Genomic DNA, 16,251 nt, shown 5'->3' on the forward strand with positions numbered 1-16,251 from the left:
CGTCCTAGTACGCGTGCTCGGACATCAGGCGGCGCGAGGCCTCCGTGATGCTGCCCGACAGCGACGGGTACACCGCGAACGTGTGCGCGACCTGGTCGACCGTCAGGTGCTGCTGCACGGCGATCGACACGCCGAGGATCAGCTCGCTCGCCCGCGGCGCCACGATGACGCCGCCCAGCACGATCCCCGTGGACGGCCGGCAGAACAACTTCACGAAGCCGTCCTCGAAGCCCTGCATCTTGGCGCGCGCGTTGGTGAACAGCGGCAGCATGACCGTCCGGGCGTTGACGTCGCCGGAGTCGACCATCTGCTGCGTCACGCCGACCGACGCCACCTCGGGGTCGGTGAAGATGTTGGACGCGACCCACCCCAGCTTCAGCGGCTGGACGGCCTCGCCGAGCGCGTGCCACATCGCGATCCGGCCCTGCATCCCCGCCACGGACGCCAGCATCAGGATGCCGGTGCAGTCGCCCGAGGCGTAGATGTGCGGCACGGACGTCCGGGAGACCTTGTCGACCTCCACGAACCCGCGCTTGTCGCAGGCGACGCCGACCTCCTCCAGGCCGATGCCCGTGGTGTTCGGCACCATCCCGACCGTCATCAGGCAGTGCGTGCCCTCGACCTTGCCGCCGTCCTCCAGCGTGACGATCACGCCGTTCCCGGACCGCTCCACGCTCGCGGCCCGCGACCGCGACATCACGTTCATCCCGCGCCGCAGGAACACCTCCTGCAGCACGGCCGCCGCGTCGGCGTCCTCCGTCGGCAGGATCCGGTCCCGCGAGGACACCAGCGTGACCTTCGACCCGAGCGACAGGTACGCGCCCGCCAGCTCGGCGCCGGTGACGCCGGACCCGACCACGATCAGCTCCTCGGGCAGCTCCGGCAGGTCGTACAGCTGCCGCCAGTTGAGGATCCGCTCCCCGTCCGGCTCGGCGCCGGGCAGCACCCGCGGCGTCGCGCCGGTCGCGATCAGCACGATGTCGGCCCGGATCCGCCGCTCCCCGACCGCGACGACGTGCGGCTCCACCAGCCGCGCCTCGCCCCGGACGATCTTGACCTCCTCGTAGGCGAGCCGTTCCGCGACGTCGAACGACTGGGCGCGCGCGAGGTCCTTCACCCGCTTGTTGACGTTCGCCATGTCGACCTCGAGGCCGCCGACGATGCCGTCGGGGCCGCCGCTGAAGCGCAGCCCGAGCCCCGCGGACTCGGACATGACCGCCATGCGGGTCGACGTGGCGATGAGCGTCTTGGAGGGGACGCAGTCGGTGAGCACGCACGCGCCGCCGGGCCCGTCCCGCTCGATGACGGTCACGTCCGCGCCGAGCTGCGCCGCGACGAGTGCGGCCTCGTAGCCGCCCGGTCCTCCTCCGATGATCACGATGCGGGTCACATCTCCCATTGTTTCCTACTCGGACCAGTGATAAGACCGGCGCCCCGCGATCCCGGCTCCGTTCCCGTCGCGGCGCCCCGCGTGGCGTAGGCTCGGCCAACGTGGCTCTGTACGCGGCGTACGCCTCCAACATGGACCCCGAGCAGATGGCGAGCCGGGCTCCGCACTCGCCCATGCGCGGCACCGGCTGGCTGACCGGCTGGCGGCTGACCTTCGGCGGCCAGGGCTTCGACGGGGCCCTCGCCACCGTCGTCGAGGACGACTTCGAGCAGGTCTTCGTGGTGATCTACGACGTCCCGGCCTTCGACGAGAAGGAGCTGGACGCGTGGGAGGGCGCCGCGCTCGGCGTCTACCGCAAGATCCGCGTCCGGGTGCAGACGCTGGACGGCGACGCGCTGTGCTGGCTGTACGTCCTGGACGACTACGAGGGCGGCCTGCCGTCCGCGCACTACCTCGGCATCCTCGCCGACGCCGCCGAGGCGGCCGGCGCGCCCGACGACTACGTCAAGGACCTCCGCACCCGCCCCTGCAAGTCCCTGGGCGACTGACCCGCCCTTGCCCGGCGACCCGGCCCGGGCGACCTGTCCCGGTCGGCCCGCCGCACGGCGGTAGTGTCGGCGATGTGAGCAACGACGCTTTTGACCTGGCGCGGGCCGCGGCCGACGAGCTGCGGGAGCGCACCTCCATCGACTCCTTCGACGTGGCCCTGGTGATGGGGTCGGGCTGGGTTCCGGCGGCCGACGCGCTCGGCGCGCCGGACGACGAGCTGCCCGTCACGCTGCTGCCGGGGTTCGCGCCGCCCGCCGTCGAGGGCCATGCGGGCAAGGTGCGGATCGTGGAGGTCGGCGGGCACCGGGCGCTGGTGTTCCTCGGCCGGACGCACCTGTACGAGGGGCGCGGCGTGGACGCGGTGGTGCACGGCGTCCGGACGGCGCTGGCGGCGGGCGCCGGCACGGTCGTCCTGACGAACGCGGCGGGCGGGCTGCGGCCCGAGCACCAGCGGGTCGGCGACCCGGTGCTGATCTCCGACCACCTGAACCTGTCGGGCGCGAACCCGCTGACGGGGCCGGCGTTCCTGGACATGACGGAGGCGTACTCGGCGCGGCTGCGGGCGCTGGCGAAGGAGGTCGACCCGACGCTGTCGGAGGGCGTCTACGCGGCGTTCCGGGGCCCGACGTACGAGACGCCGGCGGAGATCCGGATGCTGCGGACGATGGGCGCTGACATGATCGGGATGTCGACGGTGCTGGAGACGATCGCGGCCCGGCAGGGCGGCGCGGACGTGCTGGGGATCTCGCTGGTCACGAACATCGCGGCGGGCCTGTCGGGCGAGCCCCTCGATCACGAGGAGGTCCTCGCGGCGGGCCGTGCGGCGGCGGGCCGGATGGGCGAGCTGCTCGGCACCGTCCTGACGAAGCTGTGAGCATGAGCGACCTTCGCGGATACGCCGAGGAGTGGCTGGCGCAGGACCCGGACCCGGGCACCCGCGCCGAGCTGCGCGCGATCCTGGACGCGGGCGACGACCGGGCCCTCGCGGACCGGTTCGGGTCCCGGCTGGAGTTCGGGACGGCGGGCCTGCGCGGCGAGCTGGGCGCCGGCCCGAACCGGATGAACCGGGTGACGGTGATGCGGGCGGCGGCGGGCCTCGCCGCGTGCCTGCCGCCCGGCGGCCGCGTGATCGTCGGGTTCGACGCGCGGCACGGGTCCCGCCGGTTCGCGCAGGACACCGCGGCGGTGCTCAGCGGCGCCGGGCTGCGTCCCGAGGTGTTCGCCGACCCGGTGCCGACGCCGGTGCTGGCCCATTTCACGCGGTCGTTCGACGACATCGTCGCGGGCGTCATGGTGACGGCGAGCCACAACCCGCCGCGCGACAACGGCTACAAGGTGTACTGGGCGGACGGCGCGCAGATCGTCCCGCCGCGGGACGCGGAGATCTCCGCCGCGATCGACGCGGTCGGCCGGGTGGACGAGCTGCCGCTCGGCTCGGACTGGACCGTCCACCACGACGCCCGCCTCTACCTGGACGCCGTGTCGGACCTCCGCTTGGGCGGCGACCGCGACATCTCGATCGTCTACACGCCGATGCACGGCGTCGGGCGCGACGTCCTCCTCGCGGCGTTCGAGCGGGCCGGGTTCCCGGCGCCGGTCGTCGTCCCCGAGCAGGCGGACCCCGATCCCGACTTCCCGACCGTCGCGTTCCCGAACCCGGAGGAGCCGGGCGCGCTCGACCTGGCCCTCGCGCTCGCCCGGGACCGGGACGCCGATCTGGTGATCGCCAACGACCCGGACGCGGACCGCTGCGCCGTCGCTGTCCCGACGCCGGACGGCTGGCGGGCGCTGACCGGCGACGAGGTCGGCGGGCTGCTCGCCGAGCACGTGCTGCGGCACACCGCCGGGGACGACCGCCTCGTCGTGACCACGATCGTGTCGTCGTCGCTGCTGGCGTCGATCGCGCGCGGGCACGGGGTCCGGTCCGCCGAGTCCCTCACCGGCTTCAAGTGGATCATGAAGGCGGGCGGGCCGGGCGACCGGCTCGTGTTCGGCTACGAGGAGGCGCTCGGCTACAGCGTCGGCGACGACCGGGGCGTCCTGGTGAACGACAAGGACGGCATCGGCGCGGCCCTCGCGGTCGCCGCGCTCGCCGCCGAGGCGCGCCGCGAAGGCCGCACCCTGCTCGACCTGCTCGACGACCAGGCCCGCCGGTACGGGCTGCACGCCACGTCCCAGCTTTCGGTGCGGGTCGACGACCTGTCGCTGATCGCCGGCGCGATGGCGCGGCTGCGCGCGAACCCGCCCGCCGAGCTCGGCGGACGCTCCGTCGAGGCGTTCGACGACCTGTCCGGCGGCGTGGACGGCCTGCCGCCCACCGACGGCCTGCGGTTCCGCCTCGGCGGCGCGCGCGTCGTCATCCGCCCGTCCGGTACGGAACCGAAGCTGAAGTGCTACCTGGAGGTCGTCCACCCGGTGTCCGGCGACGTCGCCGCAGCCCGCGAACGTGCCGCGGCCGATCTCGACGCCCTCCGCGAGGACGTCTCCGCCGCCCTCGCCCTCACCTGACCGCGCCCGCGATCAGCAGCCCGGCCAGCACCACCGCGGGCGCCGCGAGGGACGCCACGGCCGGGACCGACCAGCTGATCGTCCCGGTCGCGGCGGCCTCCTCCGCCTTCGCCTCCGCGGCCCGGTCCGGCGCTCCCGACTTCGCCTTCGTCCGCTGCCGCTCCCGGATCTCGTTCAGCTGCTGCGCCGCGTACGCCGCCGGCGTCCGGCCCTTCAGCGCCGCCGCCGCCGGGTCCTGCGACCTGCGCGCCCGCTCCTCCGCCTTCGCCTGCGCGCGCGGCGACGTCTGGTGTATCCACGCCCGCGTCTCCAGCTCCCGCCCGTCCGGACCGTCGAACTTCACGGTCAGCGCGCTCGTCCCCACGATCTCCCGGACCGCCGGCCACGGCGCCCGCGTCTCCCGCAGCGGGTTGCGGACGGTCACCGCGTCCTCGTCCCCGATGATCGCCGGACGCAGCCCGACCGTGTACGCGATCCCGCAGCCGAGCAGCAGCAGGACCGCGATGGTGAAGGCGGTCAGCGAGTACGTGGCGTCGCCGGTGACGCCGAACACCAGGTCGATGATGTTGAGCGCGGCGAACACCAGCCACACGTACGCGGCGATGCGTCCGCCGGTGGAGCGAATGGTCATGGCCCGATCATGCCAGGGGCCGCGCGCCGCTCCACTTGAGCTGCGCGAATCCGGGCTTGATCACCCCGTTGATCAGTTCCAGCCGCTCGTTGAACGGCACGAACGCCGACTTCATCGCGTTCACCGTGAACCACTGCAGATCGTCCCACCCGTACCCGAACGCGTCCCGCAGCTTCGCGAACTCCCGCGACAGCGTCGTCCCGCTCATCAGCCGGTTGTCGGTGTTCACCGTCACCCGGAAGCTCAGCCGCCGCAGCAGCCCGATCGGATGCTCCTCGATCGACTTCGCCGCCCCCGTCTGGATGTTCGACGTCGGGCACATCTCCAGCGGGATCCGCTTATCCCGCACGTATCCGGCGAGCCGCCCGAGCCGCGCCTCGTCCCCGTCCACCTCGATGTCGTCGATGATCCGCACCCCGTGCCCGAGCCGGTCCGCGCCGCACCACTGGATCGCCTGCCAGATCGACGGCAGCCCGAACCCCTCCCCCGCGTGGATGGTGAAGTGCGCGTTCTCCCGCTGCAGGTACTCGAACGCGTCCAGGTGCCGGGTCGGCGGGTAGCCCGCCTCCGCGCCCGCGATGTCGAACCCGACCACCCCGAGGTCCCGGTACCGGACGGCCAGCTCCGCGATCTCCATCGACCGCGCCTGGTGCCGCATCGCCGTCACCAGCGTCCCGACCCGGATCCCGAAGTCCCGCCGGCCCTTCGCGAACCCGTCCAGCACCGCCTCGACGACCTGCTCCAGGGTCAGCCCGCCGCCCAGATGCTGCTCAGGCGCGTACCGGACCTCCGCGTACACGACCCCGTCGGCCGCCAGGTCCTCCGCGCACTCGTACGCGACCCGCGTCAGCGCCTCGACGGACTGCATCACCCCGACGGTGTGCGAGAACGTCTCCAGGTACCGTTCCAGCGACCCGGAGTTGGACGCCTCCTCGAACCACGCCCGCAGGTTCTCCGGGTCCGTGGTGGGCAGCGCCCCGTACCCGCCGTCCCGCGCCAGGTCCACGATCGTCGCGGGCCGGACACCGCCGTCGAGGTGGTCGTGCAGCAGCACCTTCGGTGCCCGCCGGATGTCGTCAAGAGTCGGCCGATCGTCCATCTCTAGAATCTACTGCCCGCGGGACCCCGCGGACCTCGGCAACTCTTGCCGACACCCGTCCTGCTCAGCGGGCCTTCGCGTAGTCGCCGATGTTCCCGGCGAAGTCGAGCACGATGCACGGCTCGTCCCCGAGGACCCACGCGTCGTGACCGGGCGAGACGACGAACACGTCGCCGGGCCCGACCTCCTGTTCGGCGCCGTCGCTCATCCGTATCCGCATGCGCCCGTCGACGACGTAGCCGTTGTGGTGGACGTCGCACAGCTCGGTGCCCGCGATGTCGCGAATGGACTCCGTCCAGCGCCATCCCGGCTCGAACGTCGCCTTGCCGAACACCAGCCCGGACATGTTCACGACCTCCACGTGCCCTCTGGGGAAGTCGCGCCGGTCGTCCGGCTTCTCAATGCTCTTGATCTCCATCATGACGATCCCCCCTCGTCATCACCACCCACGCTTCCACCACGCCTGACCAGGGTCAACACCCCCCTTCCGAACACCGAAAGGCGAGCCGCCCGCCGCCCTCAGACGAGGGGAGCGCCGATGCGGAGCAGGTTGCCGCTGCGGTCGACGAGGGCGAACTCGCGCATCCCGTAATCGGTGTCCCACGGCGGAACCAGGCGGCTCCCCGTCGCCGGATCGGCGGGGACTCCGGCCTCCAGCCACGCGCGATAGAGGGCATCGGCATCCCCGACGTGCACATAGCAGCCGCTCGCAGTGCTCAGCGGATCGACATCGGGGTCATGCCAGAAGTGCAGTTCCACCGTCCCCCGAACAAGGATCAGGTAGCCGTGGCGCTCCGCCGCCGCCCCGCGCGTCTCGAACCCGAGCCGCCCGTAGAACGCCGCCGTCTCCGCCAGGTCACGGCTCGGCATGATCGGCACCGCGTACTCGTCCATCCGCAACCCTTCCAGCCGTCATGTCGACAGCCATCCTGCTCCAGGCCGCGCGCCTCCAGGCCGCGCACCGTGACTCGGAGTGCGGCCTGGACGGTCAGGCGGCCTGGTCGAAAGGTGGACTGGTGGCCCGAGGCACGGCCACGTCCCGAGGCGGCAGAAGCCGGTAGACGTAGCGCCCGTCCCCGTCTTCGGTGATCTGGATCTGCTTGGGGCTGGCGTGCTTGAAGCGGTTATGCCACCCGCAGGTGAGCGTCAGTTGATCGATGTCAGTGGGGCTGTTGCCCAGTGCCCATCCGTGGACGTGGTCCACTTCGCACAACGTCCCCGGGATCTCGCATCCCCGTACCGCACAGGTCAGGTAGAGGGCTTCGAGGACTTGCCGTTGCGCGGCGCTGGCGAATCGTTCCCGGTGGCCGAGGTACAGCGGGGTGTTTCCCCGCCCGAGCAGGAGGGGCGATACGCCAGCGGCGAGGGCGACGCGGCGCACCTGAACGGCAGGGACCGGCGTCCCGTCGGTGAGCCGACCCGGCGCGTTACCGCCGGTGAGCGTCTCCAGGTCGCAGATGACGGTGACCTTGGAGGCCTTATGCCCGCCCGAAAGCACGCTCGACAGCGCCGCCGCCGTCCGCTCGGCCACGTCCCGACGATCGTCAGGCCCAGCCGGCTTGGCCAGCGGCGCCAGAGTGCCGTCCCAGATCGCGGCGTCCTCGGGATTCAGCCACCCCTTCACATACCGGCCGCCGTCCAGCGAACGCGTGGTCGTCAGCCAGGACTTGGCGTACCCACGCTTGATGTCCTCGTCCGGCGCGTCCTCGGTGCCGTCGCGCTCGGCGATGACATCACGGATGCGGTGCCCGAACGCAGCAACCTTCCCCGCCGAAAAGCCCTGGTCGGCCATCTCCAGCAACATGGCCTCGGCCTTGGCGCAGTCGGCGTCGTCCAGGCGGGCGACCGAGTCGGCCACCGTGACGGCGTACCCGAACGACAACTCCCCGGCCGCCAACCGTTCAGCCACCTGCGGCAGGCGATGCCGCTGTCGCGCCAGGACGAGGCGTTCCCTCGCCCGACCGTCCCGCATGCCCAGCCGCGACCGCAGCCACGCTTGAGTGGACGGATAGCCCCACCGGGCTTGCTCCCCTGCAGCGTCGACCCGGCCGACGAATCCCGCGAGCGCACTTTCCTGCATATCGGAGGCGGCCGCCAAACTCTCCGCCAGCTCCAGACATGCCGCCGCAGAGTCGGGCACCTCTCGATCGGCGAGTTCAGCGGCGATCACCGCAAGGACGTCCACCAATTCCATGGTGGACGCCTCATCGAGATCAACCTGAACCGAACGCACGAGTAAATCATATCGCTCGACCAGCACCACTAGACGCGAAATGCAGATCGAATATTGTCACCTCGCGGACAGGTATAGCCAGATATACCTATCCGATTTTCGGGCGATTCCAGCAATTGAAAGTTACGTCACGGCCCCATCCCCCCATACTCCCTTACGTGGGCGGCGGTGGGGGCGGCGCGACCCAGGGCGGGGCAGGCGGAGCCTGCCCCCATCACCTGCCCAGGGGCCGCAGAGGCTCCAAAGTCAAGGGTGGACGAAGTCCATCGCGAAGCGACGCCGAAGGCGCCCTTGACTTTGGAGGGGCGGCCCCGTACGCAAGCGCCACCCCCACCGCCCGATATCCCATCGCCGAGCGGGATATGGTCCGGCCAGCATCAGGCAATACCCCGACTAGAGTTGCTCGTAGTCGTAGGTCATTCCAATTCCGAGCGTGCTCTGCATCGGGAGAAGCCCGGTGCCGACGATGTCGAGGACGATGGGCATCAGCAGATCCGCCAACTCCTTGACCTCATCCGACGTGAGCGAATCCCACGGCCCGGCGGCGAGCTCGTCGGTCTGCTTCTCGACTGCGGCGCGAACTCGAACTCCTTCTTCCGTCGCCTCTACCACACCTTCATTTGCCGATCGCGCATCCTCACTGGCCAATCCCGCACCCTCGCTCGCCGATCCCGCACCACCGCTCGCCGATCCCGCACCACCGCTCACCGATCCCGCACCTTCGCTCGCCGATCCCGCGCCTTCGCGCACCAGTCCGCGGGCGGCAAGACGGTCCCGGGCGGCGTTCCATTGCTCGGGGGTCCATTGGCGGCTGGCGAACACGTCGACGGGAGCGGCCCCGACCGCGGCATGCGTGACGAGCGCTTCGATGGGCCCGATGTCGTGCGCACGCAGCGCCGCGATGTGCCCGTCCCCCCGGTGCTCGCGCAGGATGGTGGCGGCCTGCCAGAGCACCATGTGCGGCTCGTCCGGCCAGGGCAGTGCGGCGTTGGCGGCGGCCATCGGACGGCCCGCGAGGTCCGCCGCCTCGGCGACGCGACGCGCCACCTGGGCGGCTCGCTCCAGTTCCGGCGAGCCGATCCGGTCTCCCAGGATCCGGCGCAGCACCCGATCCATGGCGGTACGGCGCGCGACCAGAACCTGCTCCGGCGTCACCTTCCGCCAGGCCGGCGCCATGAAGCGCTCCACCATCTCCGGATTGAAGCTGTAGAAGAGATCGCTCACCGTCTGCGCGTCGACCGCCCCGAGAGGCGCGGCCCGGTAGGGGAAGTAGCTCGGCCACCGCTCATCGATGGCATATCCCAAGGCCGCAGCCTCCTCGGAGGCTTCGGGCGCGTAATACAGGACGGCATGGACGGGCTCGAGGAGCTGCCACATCTGCCGGACGGTGCTCAGGTCGTGCGTCATGGTCGTCCTCCGCCACCTAGAACTTGTCACTGTCTAGATCCAGGTACAGCTTCGCCCGCGAACACCATCTTGTCAATGCCTAGTTCACACTCGGCCGACGTTCACCACGTCACCGGGGCAGCGAGCCGCAGCCACCACCGCACCCGCCACGACCCGCCACAGCAAAAGCACCCGCACCCGCGCCCGCGCCGTCCAGCGTTCAGGAGATGCGGTCGAGGACGAGCGGATGAAGCTCCGGCGTGCCGTTCTCCTCGATCGAGTACGCGCCGTCCAGCGATTCCAGAGCGCGCGCGAAGCGAGACTCGTCGTCGGCGTGCAGGGTCAGCAGCGGCTGTCCCGCCGTGACGCGGTCGCCCGGCTTCGCGTGGCAGGTGATGCCGGCGGCAAACGACACCGGGTCCTCCTTGCGCGCGCGCCCCGCGCCGAGACGCCACGCGGCGACGCCGACACCGTAGGCGTCCAGACGTGTCAGCACACCGGACGACGGCGCCACCACGACGTGGTTCTCCCGCGCGGACGGCAGCGCCGCGTCCGGGTCCCCGCCCTGGGCGCTGATCATCCGCCGCCAGACGTCCATGGCGGACCCGTCCTTCAGCGCGTCCGCCGGATCCTTCCCGGAGACGCCCGCGGCGGCCAGCATCTCCCGCGCCAGCGTCAGCGTCAGCTCCACCACGTCGGACGGCCCGCCCCCGGCCAGCACCTCGACCGACTCCGCCACCTCGACGGCGTTGCCGACCGCGTTGCCGAGCGGACGGTCCATGGCGGTGAGCAGCGCGACCGTCCGCAGGCCGTGGTCGGTGCCGATGGCGACCATGGTCTCGGCGAGCTCGCGCGCCGTCTCCGGCGTCTTCATGAACGCGCCGGAGCCGACCTTGACGTCCAGGACCAGCGCCCCGGTGCCCTCGGCGATCTTCTTGGACATGATCGACGACGCGATCAGCGGGATCGACTCGACGGTCCCGGTGACGTCCCGCAGCGCGTACAGCTTGCGGTCGGCGGGGGCGAGGCCGCTGCCGGCGGCGCAGATCACGGCGCCGGTGGAGCGCAGCACGTCCAGCATCTCGGCGTTCGAGAGCGACGCCCGCCAGCCCGGGATGGACTCCAGCTTGTCGAGGGTGCCGCCGGTGTGCCCGAGCCCCCGCCCGGACAGCTGCGGGACGGCCGCGCCGCACGCCGCGACCACCGGCGCCAGCGGCAACGTGATCTTGTCTCCGACGCCTCCGGTGGAGTGCTTGTCGGTGGTGGGACGGTCCAGCGCGGACCATTCCATCCGCTCCCCGGACCGGATCATCGCCTCGGTCCAGCGCGCGACCTCGGCGCGCGTCATGCCGTTGAGCAGGATCGCCATCGCGAGCGACGCCATCTGCTCCTCGGCGATCGCGCCGCGCGTGTAGGCGTCCACCGCCCAGTCGATCTGGTCGGCGGTGAGCGTTCCGCCGTCGCGCTTGCTGCGGATGACGTCGATGGCGTCCACAGTGTCCTCTCAGTTCAGAACGTCAGGCATTGGAGGCCCGAGCATCAGAGCCAGGTCAGGTCGTCAGGCCCGGGAGACCAGATCGTCGGGCCCGAACGCGTCGGGCAGGACGTCCGACATGGGAAGGATGCCGCGGACGGTCTCCAGCAGCATCGGGGCGCCGCCGTGCTCCCACAGGAGCTGCCGGCAGCGCCCGCACGGCATCAGCGGGTCGCCGTGCCGGTCGACGACCGCCACCGCGACGAGCCGGGGCCGGGCCGCCTTGCCGGGCCCGTGCAGCGCCGACACCAGGGAGCACTCGGCGCACAACCCCACCCCGTACGAGGCGTTCTCGACGTTGCAGCCGGTGATGACCCGCCCGTCGTCCACCAGCGCCGCCGCGCCCACCGGGAACCCGGAGTAGGGCGCGTACGCGCGCTCCATCGCCTCTCGCGCGGCGGTGCGCAGCGCAGGCCAGTCGATGTCCGTCATACACCCCATGATCTCTCAGGACGCCACCCGCTCACTCCGGCCGCCGCCGCCCCACGTCTCAGAACACCGCCCGATCACCAAGGACGCCGCCCCATGTCTCCGGACGGCGCCCGATCTCCCAGGACGCCGCCCCTGATGCCCAGACCGGGGCCCGGTCAGCGGGCCTCGCCGCGGCGGTACCGGAGGCCGTCGGCGGCGGGCATCCGCAGCCGCTGGCTGGCGAGCGCGAGGACGAGCAGCGTCGTCAGGTGCGGGCTGAACGACACGAGCTCGCCGGGGACCTCGTCGCTCAGCAGGAACCAGACGAGCAGCCCCGCCGCCGCGACCAGCGACAGCACCGCGCCGACGTACGCGCCGCGGACCTCGCGCCGCCCGAGGTCCGTCACGACCTGCGAGCGGAGCCGGTTGGCGCGCACGCCCTGCCAGACGGCGACGCCGAGGAGCAGGATCGTGACGAACAGCAGCAGCGCGTGCACGGACTGGCCGCCGCCGCGCACGTTCATCGCGTCGGTGTAGCCGAACAGCAGCGATCCGGCGGCGAGCCCGCCCGGCCGCCAGTTCCCGAAGATCATGGACGCGAGGCCGATGTAGCCGCGTCCGCCGGTCTGGCCGTCCTGGTAGAGCGACGCGGCGACGGTGACGAGGAAAGCGCCCGCGAGCCCGGAGAATCCGCCCGAGATGATGACGGCCGCGTACTTCATCCGGTACACGTGCACGCCGAGCGATTCCGCCGCGTACGGGTCTTCGCCGCACGACCGGATCCGCAGCCCGAACGGAGTTTTCCACAGAATCACGAAAGTGAGCGGGATGAGCAGCAGGCAGACCAGGGTGAGCAGGGACAGCCCGTTCGTCACCCCGCGAAGGATGCCCGCGATGTCCGACACGAGGAACCAGTGGTGGCTCTCCAGCGACCCCAGCCAGTCGGGGCTCTCCCAGCCGCCGATCTTGCCGCCGGACAGCATCGGCAGCGTCAGCGTCTTGATCGGGTCGATCGGCGGCGACTGCCGGGGCCCGCCGCCGAGGTCCTTCGCGTGCCCGGCGTTGAAGATCAGCCCGGCCAGGAACTGGGTGAGGCCGAGCCCGAGGATGTTGATCGCGACACCGGACACGATGTGGTCGACGCCGAACGTGACGGTCGCGATGGCGTGCAGCAGCCCGCCGAGCGCCCCGCCGAGGATGCCGAACAGCACGCCGATCCAGGGGCCCCACTGGTAGCCGGCCCACGCCCCGGTCCAGGTCCCGAGGATCATCATGCCCTCGAGCCCGATGTTGATCACGCCGGAGCGTTCCGCCCACAGCCCGCCGAGCCCGGCGAGGAAGATCGGCACGGCCAGCCGGAGCGCCGCGCTGACCGTCCCGCTGGAGGTGACGTCGTCCGCGCCGTCGACCATCCGGACGAGCGACAGCAGCACCAGCAGTCCCGCCGCGATCAGCAGGTAGTGCGGCCAGCGCAGCCGGAACTTGCCGTTCCCGGCCTTCGCCGGCGCGACGGTCTCGGTCGCGGTCATGAGGTGCTCCCAGCGGCCTCGCGGGCCAGGTCATGGCCGGTGGCCAGCTCCGCGGCGACGGACCGCTGCTGCAACCGGATCTCCCAGCGCCGGACGAGCTCGTAGACGATGACGACGGTCAGCACGACCACGCCCTGCATCACCCCGACGATCTCCTTCGGCACCTCGACCTCCTGGAGGATGTCGGAGGTCTGGTCGAGGAAGGCGAACAGCAGTGACGCGAGCGCGATCCCCGCCGGATGGTTGCGGCCGAGCAGCGCGACCGTGATGCCGGTGAAGCCGAGGCCCGCCGGGAAGTTCAGCGAGTAGTCGTAGGACTCGCCGAGCAGCCCCGGGATGCCGATCAGCCCGGCCACCGCACCGGACGCCACCATCGTGATCACGATCATCCGCTTGGCGCTGACCCCGCTGGCCTGTGCGGCGGACGGGGACAGCCCGGAGATCTTCAGGTCGAACCCGAACCGGGTGTAGTTGATCACGACCCAGAACACGATGCCGACCACGATCGCCAGCGGCAGCAGCCCGTACACCGCGCCGGGGAGGTCGATGCCGATCGCCGACAGGAAGCCGTTCAGCGGCCCGACCCGCCCCGAGTGCGGGATCGTCGCGGTCGCGACGTCGTTGCTGTTCGGCCGCGGCTCGGCGAGCCGCTTGTCGTTCAGCAGGTAGGCGATCACGCCGGTGGCGATCGCGTTCAGCATGATCGTGGACAGCACCTCGCTGACCCCGCGGGTCACCTTCAGCACGCCCGCGATCGCCGCCCACAGCCCGCCGACCAGCACCGCCGCGACGATCACCAGGATCTGGCCGAACGGCGCCGGCAGCGAGATCGCGCCGCCGAGCGCCGCGGCGAGGAACGCCGCCAGCCGGTACTGGCCGTCCACGCCGATGTTCAGCAGCGCCATCCGGAAGCCGATCGCGACCGCGACCGCCGACAGGTAGTACCGGGTGGCGCGGTTGATGATGTCGACGATGGAGTGCTGCTGCGTGCCGTAGTCGACCATGCTCTGCACGGCGCTGACGGGGTCGGCGCCGGTCAGCCGCAGCAGGATCATCGTGATGCCGAGCGAGATCAGCAGCGCCAGGATCGGCGCGCCGATCTTCAGCCCGAGCCCGGTCGGGCCGAGCCCGCGCAGGATCGCCTTCCACGACGGCACCGGCTCGGGCCCCGCCTTCACCACCGGTTCGCTCTCCGAGGGATCCGGCTCAGCCGGCCGAGGCACCTCCCCCCGCCCAGTCCCAGCCGCACCGGACTCGGAGTCCTGTTCGGTGGGCTTGGAGGCTGCGGTGGGCTTGGTGTCCGGCTTGGGGGTGTCGGGGGTGGGGGTTGTGGGCTCGTCGGGGTCCGGGGATTCGGTGGGGCCGGTCATGACGGGTCTCCGGCGCCGGTCATGGCGGAGCCGAGCTCCTCCGGGGTGACCGTCCGCGGATCGACCTCCGCGACCAGCCGGCCCCGCAGGATCACGTGCAGGGTGTCGGACATTCCGATGAGTTCCTCAAGATCGGCGCTGATCAGCAGCACGGCGAGCCCGTCGGCGCGGGCCTGCCGCAGGTAGTCCCAGATGGCGGCCTGGGCGCCGACGTCGATGCCGCGGGTCGGGTGCGCGGCGATCAGCAGGTGCGGGTCGCCGGACATCTCCCGCCCGACGATCAGCTTCTGCTGGTTGCCGCCCGACAGGGCGGCGGCGGGCACGTCGATCCCGGGCGTCCGGACGTCGTACTCGCGGACGATCCGGGTGGTGTCGCGGCGGGCGCCCCGCCGGTCCACCCAGGGGCCGCGGACGTTCGGGCGCTGCGTCTGGTGCCCGAGGACCCGGTTCTCCCACAGCGACGCCTCCAGCACGAGCCCGTGCCGGTGCCGGTCCTCGGGGATGTAGGCGATGCCGGCCTCGCGGCGCCGCCGCGTCGGCCAGTGCTCGATCTCCTCGCCGCCGAACACGATCGTCCCGGCGTCCGCGGAGCGCAGGCCCATGATCGCTTCGATCAGCTCGCTCTGCCCGTTGCCCTCGACGCCGGCGAGCCCGACGATCTCGCCGCGCCGGATCCGCAGCGAGACGTCGTCGACGACGGGACGGCCCTCGGGGGTGAGGACCGTCAGCCCGCCGACCTCCAGCTGGACGTCCTCGGTGACGGTCGAGTCGCGCAGCTCCGGGGTGGGAAGCTGCGAGCCGACCATCAGCTCGGCGAGCCGCCGCGAGGTGACCTGCGACGGGTCGAGCCGCGTCGCGACGGTGGTGCCGCGGCGGATCACCGAGATGGTGTCGGCGACCGACAGCACCTCGTCCAGCTTGTGGGAGATGAACAGGACGGTGAGGCCCTCGGCGCGCAGCTCCCGCAGGTTGCCGAACAGCTCCTCGACCTCCTGCGGGACGAGCACGGCGGTGGGCTCGTCCAGGATCAGCACGCGCGCGCCGCGGTACAGGACCTTGAGGATCTCGACGCGCTGCCGTTCGCCGACGCCGAGCGTCTCGACGAGGACGTCGGGGTCGACGCGCAGCCCGTACGCCTTCGACATCTCGCGGATGCGGGCGCGGGCGGCGGCGAAGTCGATGCGGCCGCGGAGCCGGCCCTTGGCGCGCGGTTCGGCGCCGAGGATGACGTTCTCCAGCACGGTGAGGTTGTCGGCCAGCTTGAAGTGCTGGTGGACCATGCCGATGCCGCGGGCGATCGCGTCGGCGGGGGTGCGGAACGACACCTGCTCCCCGTCGATCTCGATGGTGCCCTCGTCCGGCCGCTGCATCCCGTAGAGGATCTTCATCAGCGTGGACTTGCCGGCGCCGTTCTCGCCGCAGAGCGCGTGCACCTCGCCGGGCTCGATGCTCAGGTTGATGTCGCGGTTGGCGACGACGCCGGGGAACCGCTTGGTGATCGATGTCAGCCGCACGGCCGGCACCTGGTCAGGCACGAGTGCCCCTCCTCCTGCCTCGGGGTACGCGGGCAGGGCGCGCGCGGCGGGCCGCGTCGCGTCGGCGACGCACGGC

Annotated in this window: 15 protein-coding genes; 3 read left to right on the forward strand and 12 right to left on the reverse strand. The window is 71.6% G+C overall.

The annotated features are described in order from the left end of the window. Positions 1-4: 4 nt before the first annotated feature. Positions 5-1,390: an NAD(P)H-quinone dehydrogenase gene (locus F9B16_RS30450; protein ID WP_151543660.1), complete on the reverse strand. Its 1,386-nt coding sequence runs from the start codon at positions 1,388-1,390 to the stop codon at positions 5-7. A 101-nt stretch (positions 1,391-1,491) separates the two neighbouring features. On the opposite strand from F9B16_RS30450, the gene F9B16_RS30455 reads away from it, so the two are divergent. The 3 genes from F9B16_RS30455 (at position 1,492) to F9B16_RS30465 (ending at position 4,447) form a co-directional block, all read left to right on the forward strand. Beyond that, complete coding sequence (locus F9B16_RS30455) at positions 1,492-1,938, forward strand: gamma-glutamylcyclotransferase (RefSeq protein WP_151543661.1); 447 nt, start codon at positions 1,492-1,494, stop codon at positions 1,936-1,938. 74 nt (positions 1,939-2,012) lie between these two features. Then, positions 2,013-2,813, forward strand: a complete 801-nt coding sequence (locus F9B16_RS30460) for a purine-nucleoside phosphorylase (RefSeq protein WP_151543662.1) — start codon at positions 2,013-2,015, stop codon at positions 2,811-2,813. Positions 2,814-2,815: 2 nt separating this feature from the next. After that, on the forward strand, positions 2,816-4,447 hold the full coding sequence (locus F9B16_RS30465) for a phospho-sugar mutase (RefSeq protein WP_151543663.1): 1,632 nt from the start codon (positions 2,816-2,818) through the stop codon (positions 4,445-4,447). Here the strand turns inward: F9B16_RS30465 and F9B16_RS30470 are convergent. The 11 genes from F9B16_RS30470 to F9B16_RS30520 all read right to left on the reverse strand — a co-directional run bounded on the left by F9B16_RS30470 (position 4,440) and on the right by F9B16_RS30520 (position 16,175). After that, positions 4,440-5,078 carry a PH domain-containing protein gene (locus F9B16_RS30470; RefSeq protein WP_151543664.1) on the reverse strand — a complete coding sequence of 213 codons (639 nt, stop codon included), beginning with the start codon at positions 5,076-5,078 and terminating at the stop codon, positions 4,440-4,442. The two genes, F9B16_RS30465 and F9B16_RS30470, sit on opposite strands and share 8 nt — an antisense overlap. Before the next feature lie 7 nt (positions 5,079-5,085). Next, complete coding sequence (locus F9B16_RS30475; protein WP_151543665.1) at positions 5,086-6,177, reverse strand: adenosine deaminase; 1,092 nt, start codon at positions 6,175-6,177, stop codon at positions 5,086-5,088. Between the two features lie 64 nt (positions 6,178-6,241). Continuing rightward, positions 6,242-6,598, reverse strand: a complete 357-nt coding sequence (locus F9B16_RS30480) for a cupin domain-containing protein (RefSeq protein WP_151543666.1) — start codon at positions 6,596-6,598, stop codon at positions 6,242-6,244. A 98-nt stretch (positions 6,599-6,696) separates the two neighbouring features. Further along, complete coding sequence (locus tag F9B16_RS30485) at positions 6,697-7,071, reverse strand: bleomycin resistance protein (protein ID WP_151543667.1); 375 nt, start codon at positions 7,069-7,071, stop codon at positions 6,697-6,699. Positions 7,072-7,165: 94 nt separating this feature from the next. Beyond that, positions 7,166-8,410: an HNH endonuclease signature motif containing protein gene (locus F9B16_RS30490; RefSeq protein WP_151543668.1), complete on the reverse strand. Its 1,245-nt coding sequence runs from the start codon at positions 8,408-8,410 to the stop codon at positions 7,166-7,168. A gap of 393 nt (positions 8,411-8,803) precedes the next feature. Next, positions 8,804-9,817: an SCO6745 family protein gene (locus F9B16_RS30495; RefSeq protein ID WP_225992070.1), complete on the reverse strand. Its 1,014-nt coding sequence runs from the start codon at positions 9,815-9,817 to the stop codon at positions 8,804-8,806. Positions 9,818-10,016: 199 nt separating this feature from the next. Continuing rightward, positions 10,017-11,291 (reverse strand): thymidine phosphorylase, encoded by a 1,275-nt coding sequence (locus F9B16_RS30500; protein ID WP_151543669.1) that lies wholly within the window; start codon positions 11,289-11,291, stop codon positions 10,017-10,019. A gap of 63 nt (positions 11,292-11,354) precedes the next feature. Further along, positions 11,355-11,762 carry a cytidine deaminase gene (locus F9B16_RS30505; protein WP_151543670.1) on the reverse strand — a complete coding sequence of 136 codons (408 nt, stop codon included), beginning with the start codon at positions 11,760-11,762 and terminating at the stop codon, positions 11,355-11,357. A 155-nt stretch (positions 11,763-11,917) separates the two neighbouring features. Continuing rightward, on the reverse strand, positions 11,918-13,270 hold the full coding sequence (locus tag F9B16_RS30510) for an ABC transporter permease (RefSeq protein WP_151543671.1): 1,353 nt from the start codon (positions 13,268-13,270) through the stop codon (positions 11,918-11,920). Continuing rightward, positions 13,267-14,451 carry an ABC transporter permease gene (locus tag F9B16_RS30515; RefSeq protein WP_225992071.1) on the reverse strand — a complete coding sequence of 395 codons (1,185 nt, stop codon included), beginning with the start codon at positions 14,449-14,451 and terminating at the stop codon, positions 13,267-13,269. Before F9B16_RS30515 ends, F9B16_RS30510 begins: the two co-directional genes overlap by 4 nt. Before the next feature lie 185 nt (positions 14,452-14,636). Continuing rightward, positions 14,637-16,175 carry an ABC transporter ATP-binding protein gene (locus tag F9B16_RS30520; protein WP_404800526.1) on the reverse strand — a complete coding sequence of 513 codons (1,539 nt, stop codon included), beginning with the start codon at positions 16,173-16,175 and terminating at the stop codon, positions 14,637-14,639. Positions 16,176-16,251: the final 76 nt, after the last annotated feature.

It is taken from the genome of Actinomadura montaniterrae, assembly GCF_008923365.1.
Classification (GTDB): Bacteria; Actinomycetota; Actinomycetes; order Streptosporangiales; family Streptosporangiaceae; genus Spirillospora; species Spirillospora montaniterrae.

Excerpts from the sequence above, each read along its gene's own strand:
- F9B16_RS30465 (WP_151543663.1), top strand. The coding sequence starts at position 2,816 with ATGAGCGACCTTCGCGGATACGCCGAGGAGTGGCTGGCGCAGGACCCG.
- F9B16_RS30470 (WP_151543664.1), bottom strand. The coding sequence starts at position 5,078 with ATGACCATTCGCTCCACCGGCGGACGCATCGCCGCGTACGTGTGGCTG.
- F9B16_RS30475 (WP_151543665.1), bottom strand. The coding sequence starts at position 6,177 with ATGGACGATCGGCCGACTCTTGACGACATCCGGCGGGCACCGAAGGTG.
- F9B16_RS30480 (WP_151543666.1), bottom strand. The coding sequence starts at position 6,598 with ATGATGGAGATCAAGAGCATTGAGAAGCCGGACGACCGGCGCGACTTC.
- F9B16_RS30485 (WP_151543667.1), bottom strand. The coding sequence starts at position 7,071 with ATGGACGAGTACGCGGTGCCGATCATGCCGAGCCGTGACCTGGCGGAG.
- F9B16_RS30495 (WP_225992070.1), bottom strand. The coding sequence starts at position 9,817 with ATGACGCACGACCTGAGCACCGTCCGGCAGATGTGGCAGCTCCTCGAG.
- F9B16_RS30505 (WP_151543670.1), bottom strand. The coding sequence starts at position 11,762 with ATGACGGACATCGACTGGCCTGCGCTGCGCACCGCCGCGCGAGAGGCG.
- F9B16_RS30510 (WP_151543671.1), bottom strand. The coding sequence starts at position 13,270 with ATGACCGCGACCGAGACCGTCGCGCCGGCGAAGGCCGGGAACGGCAAG.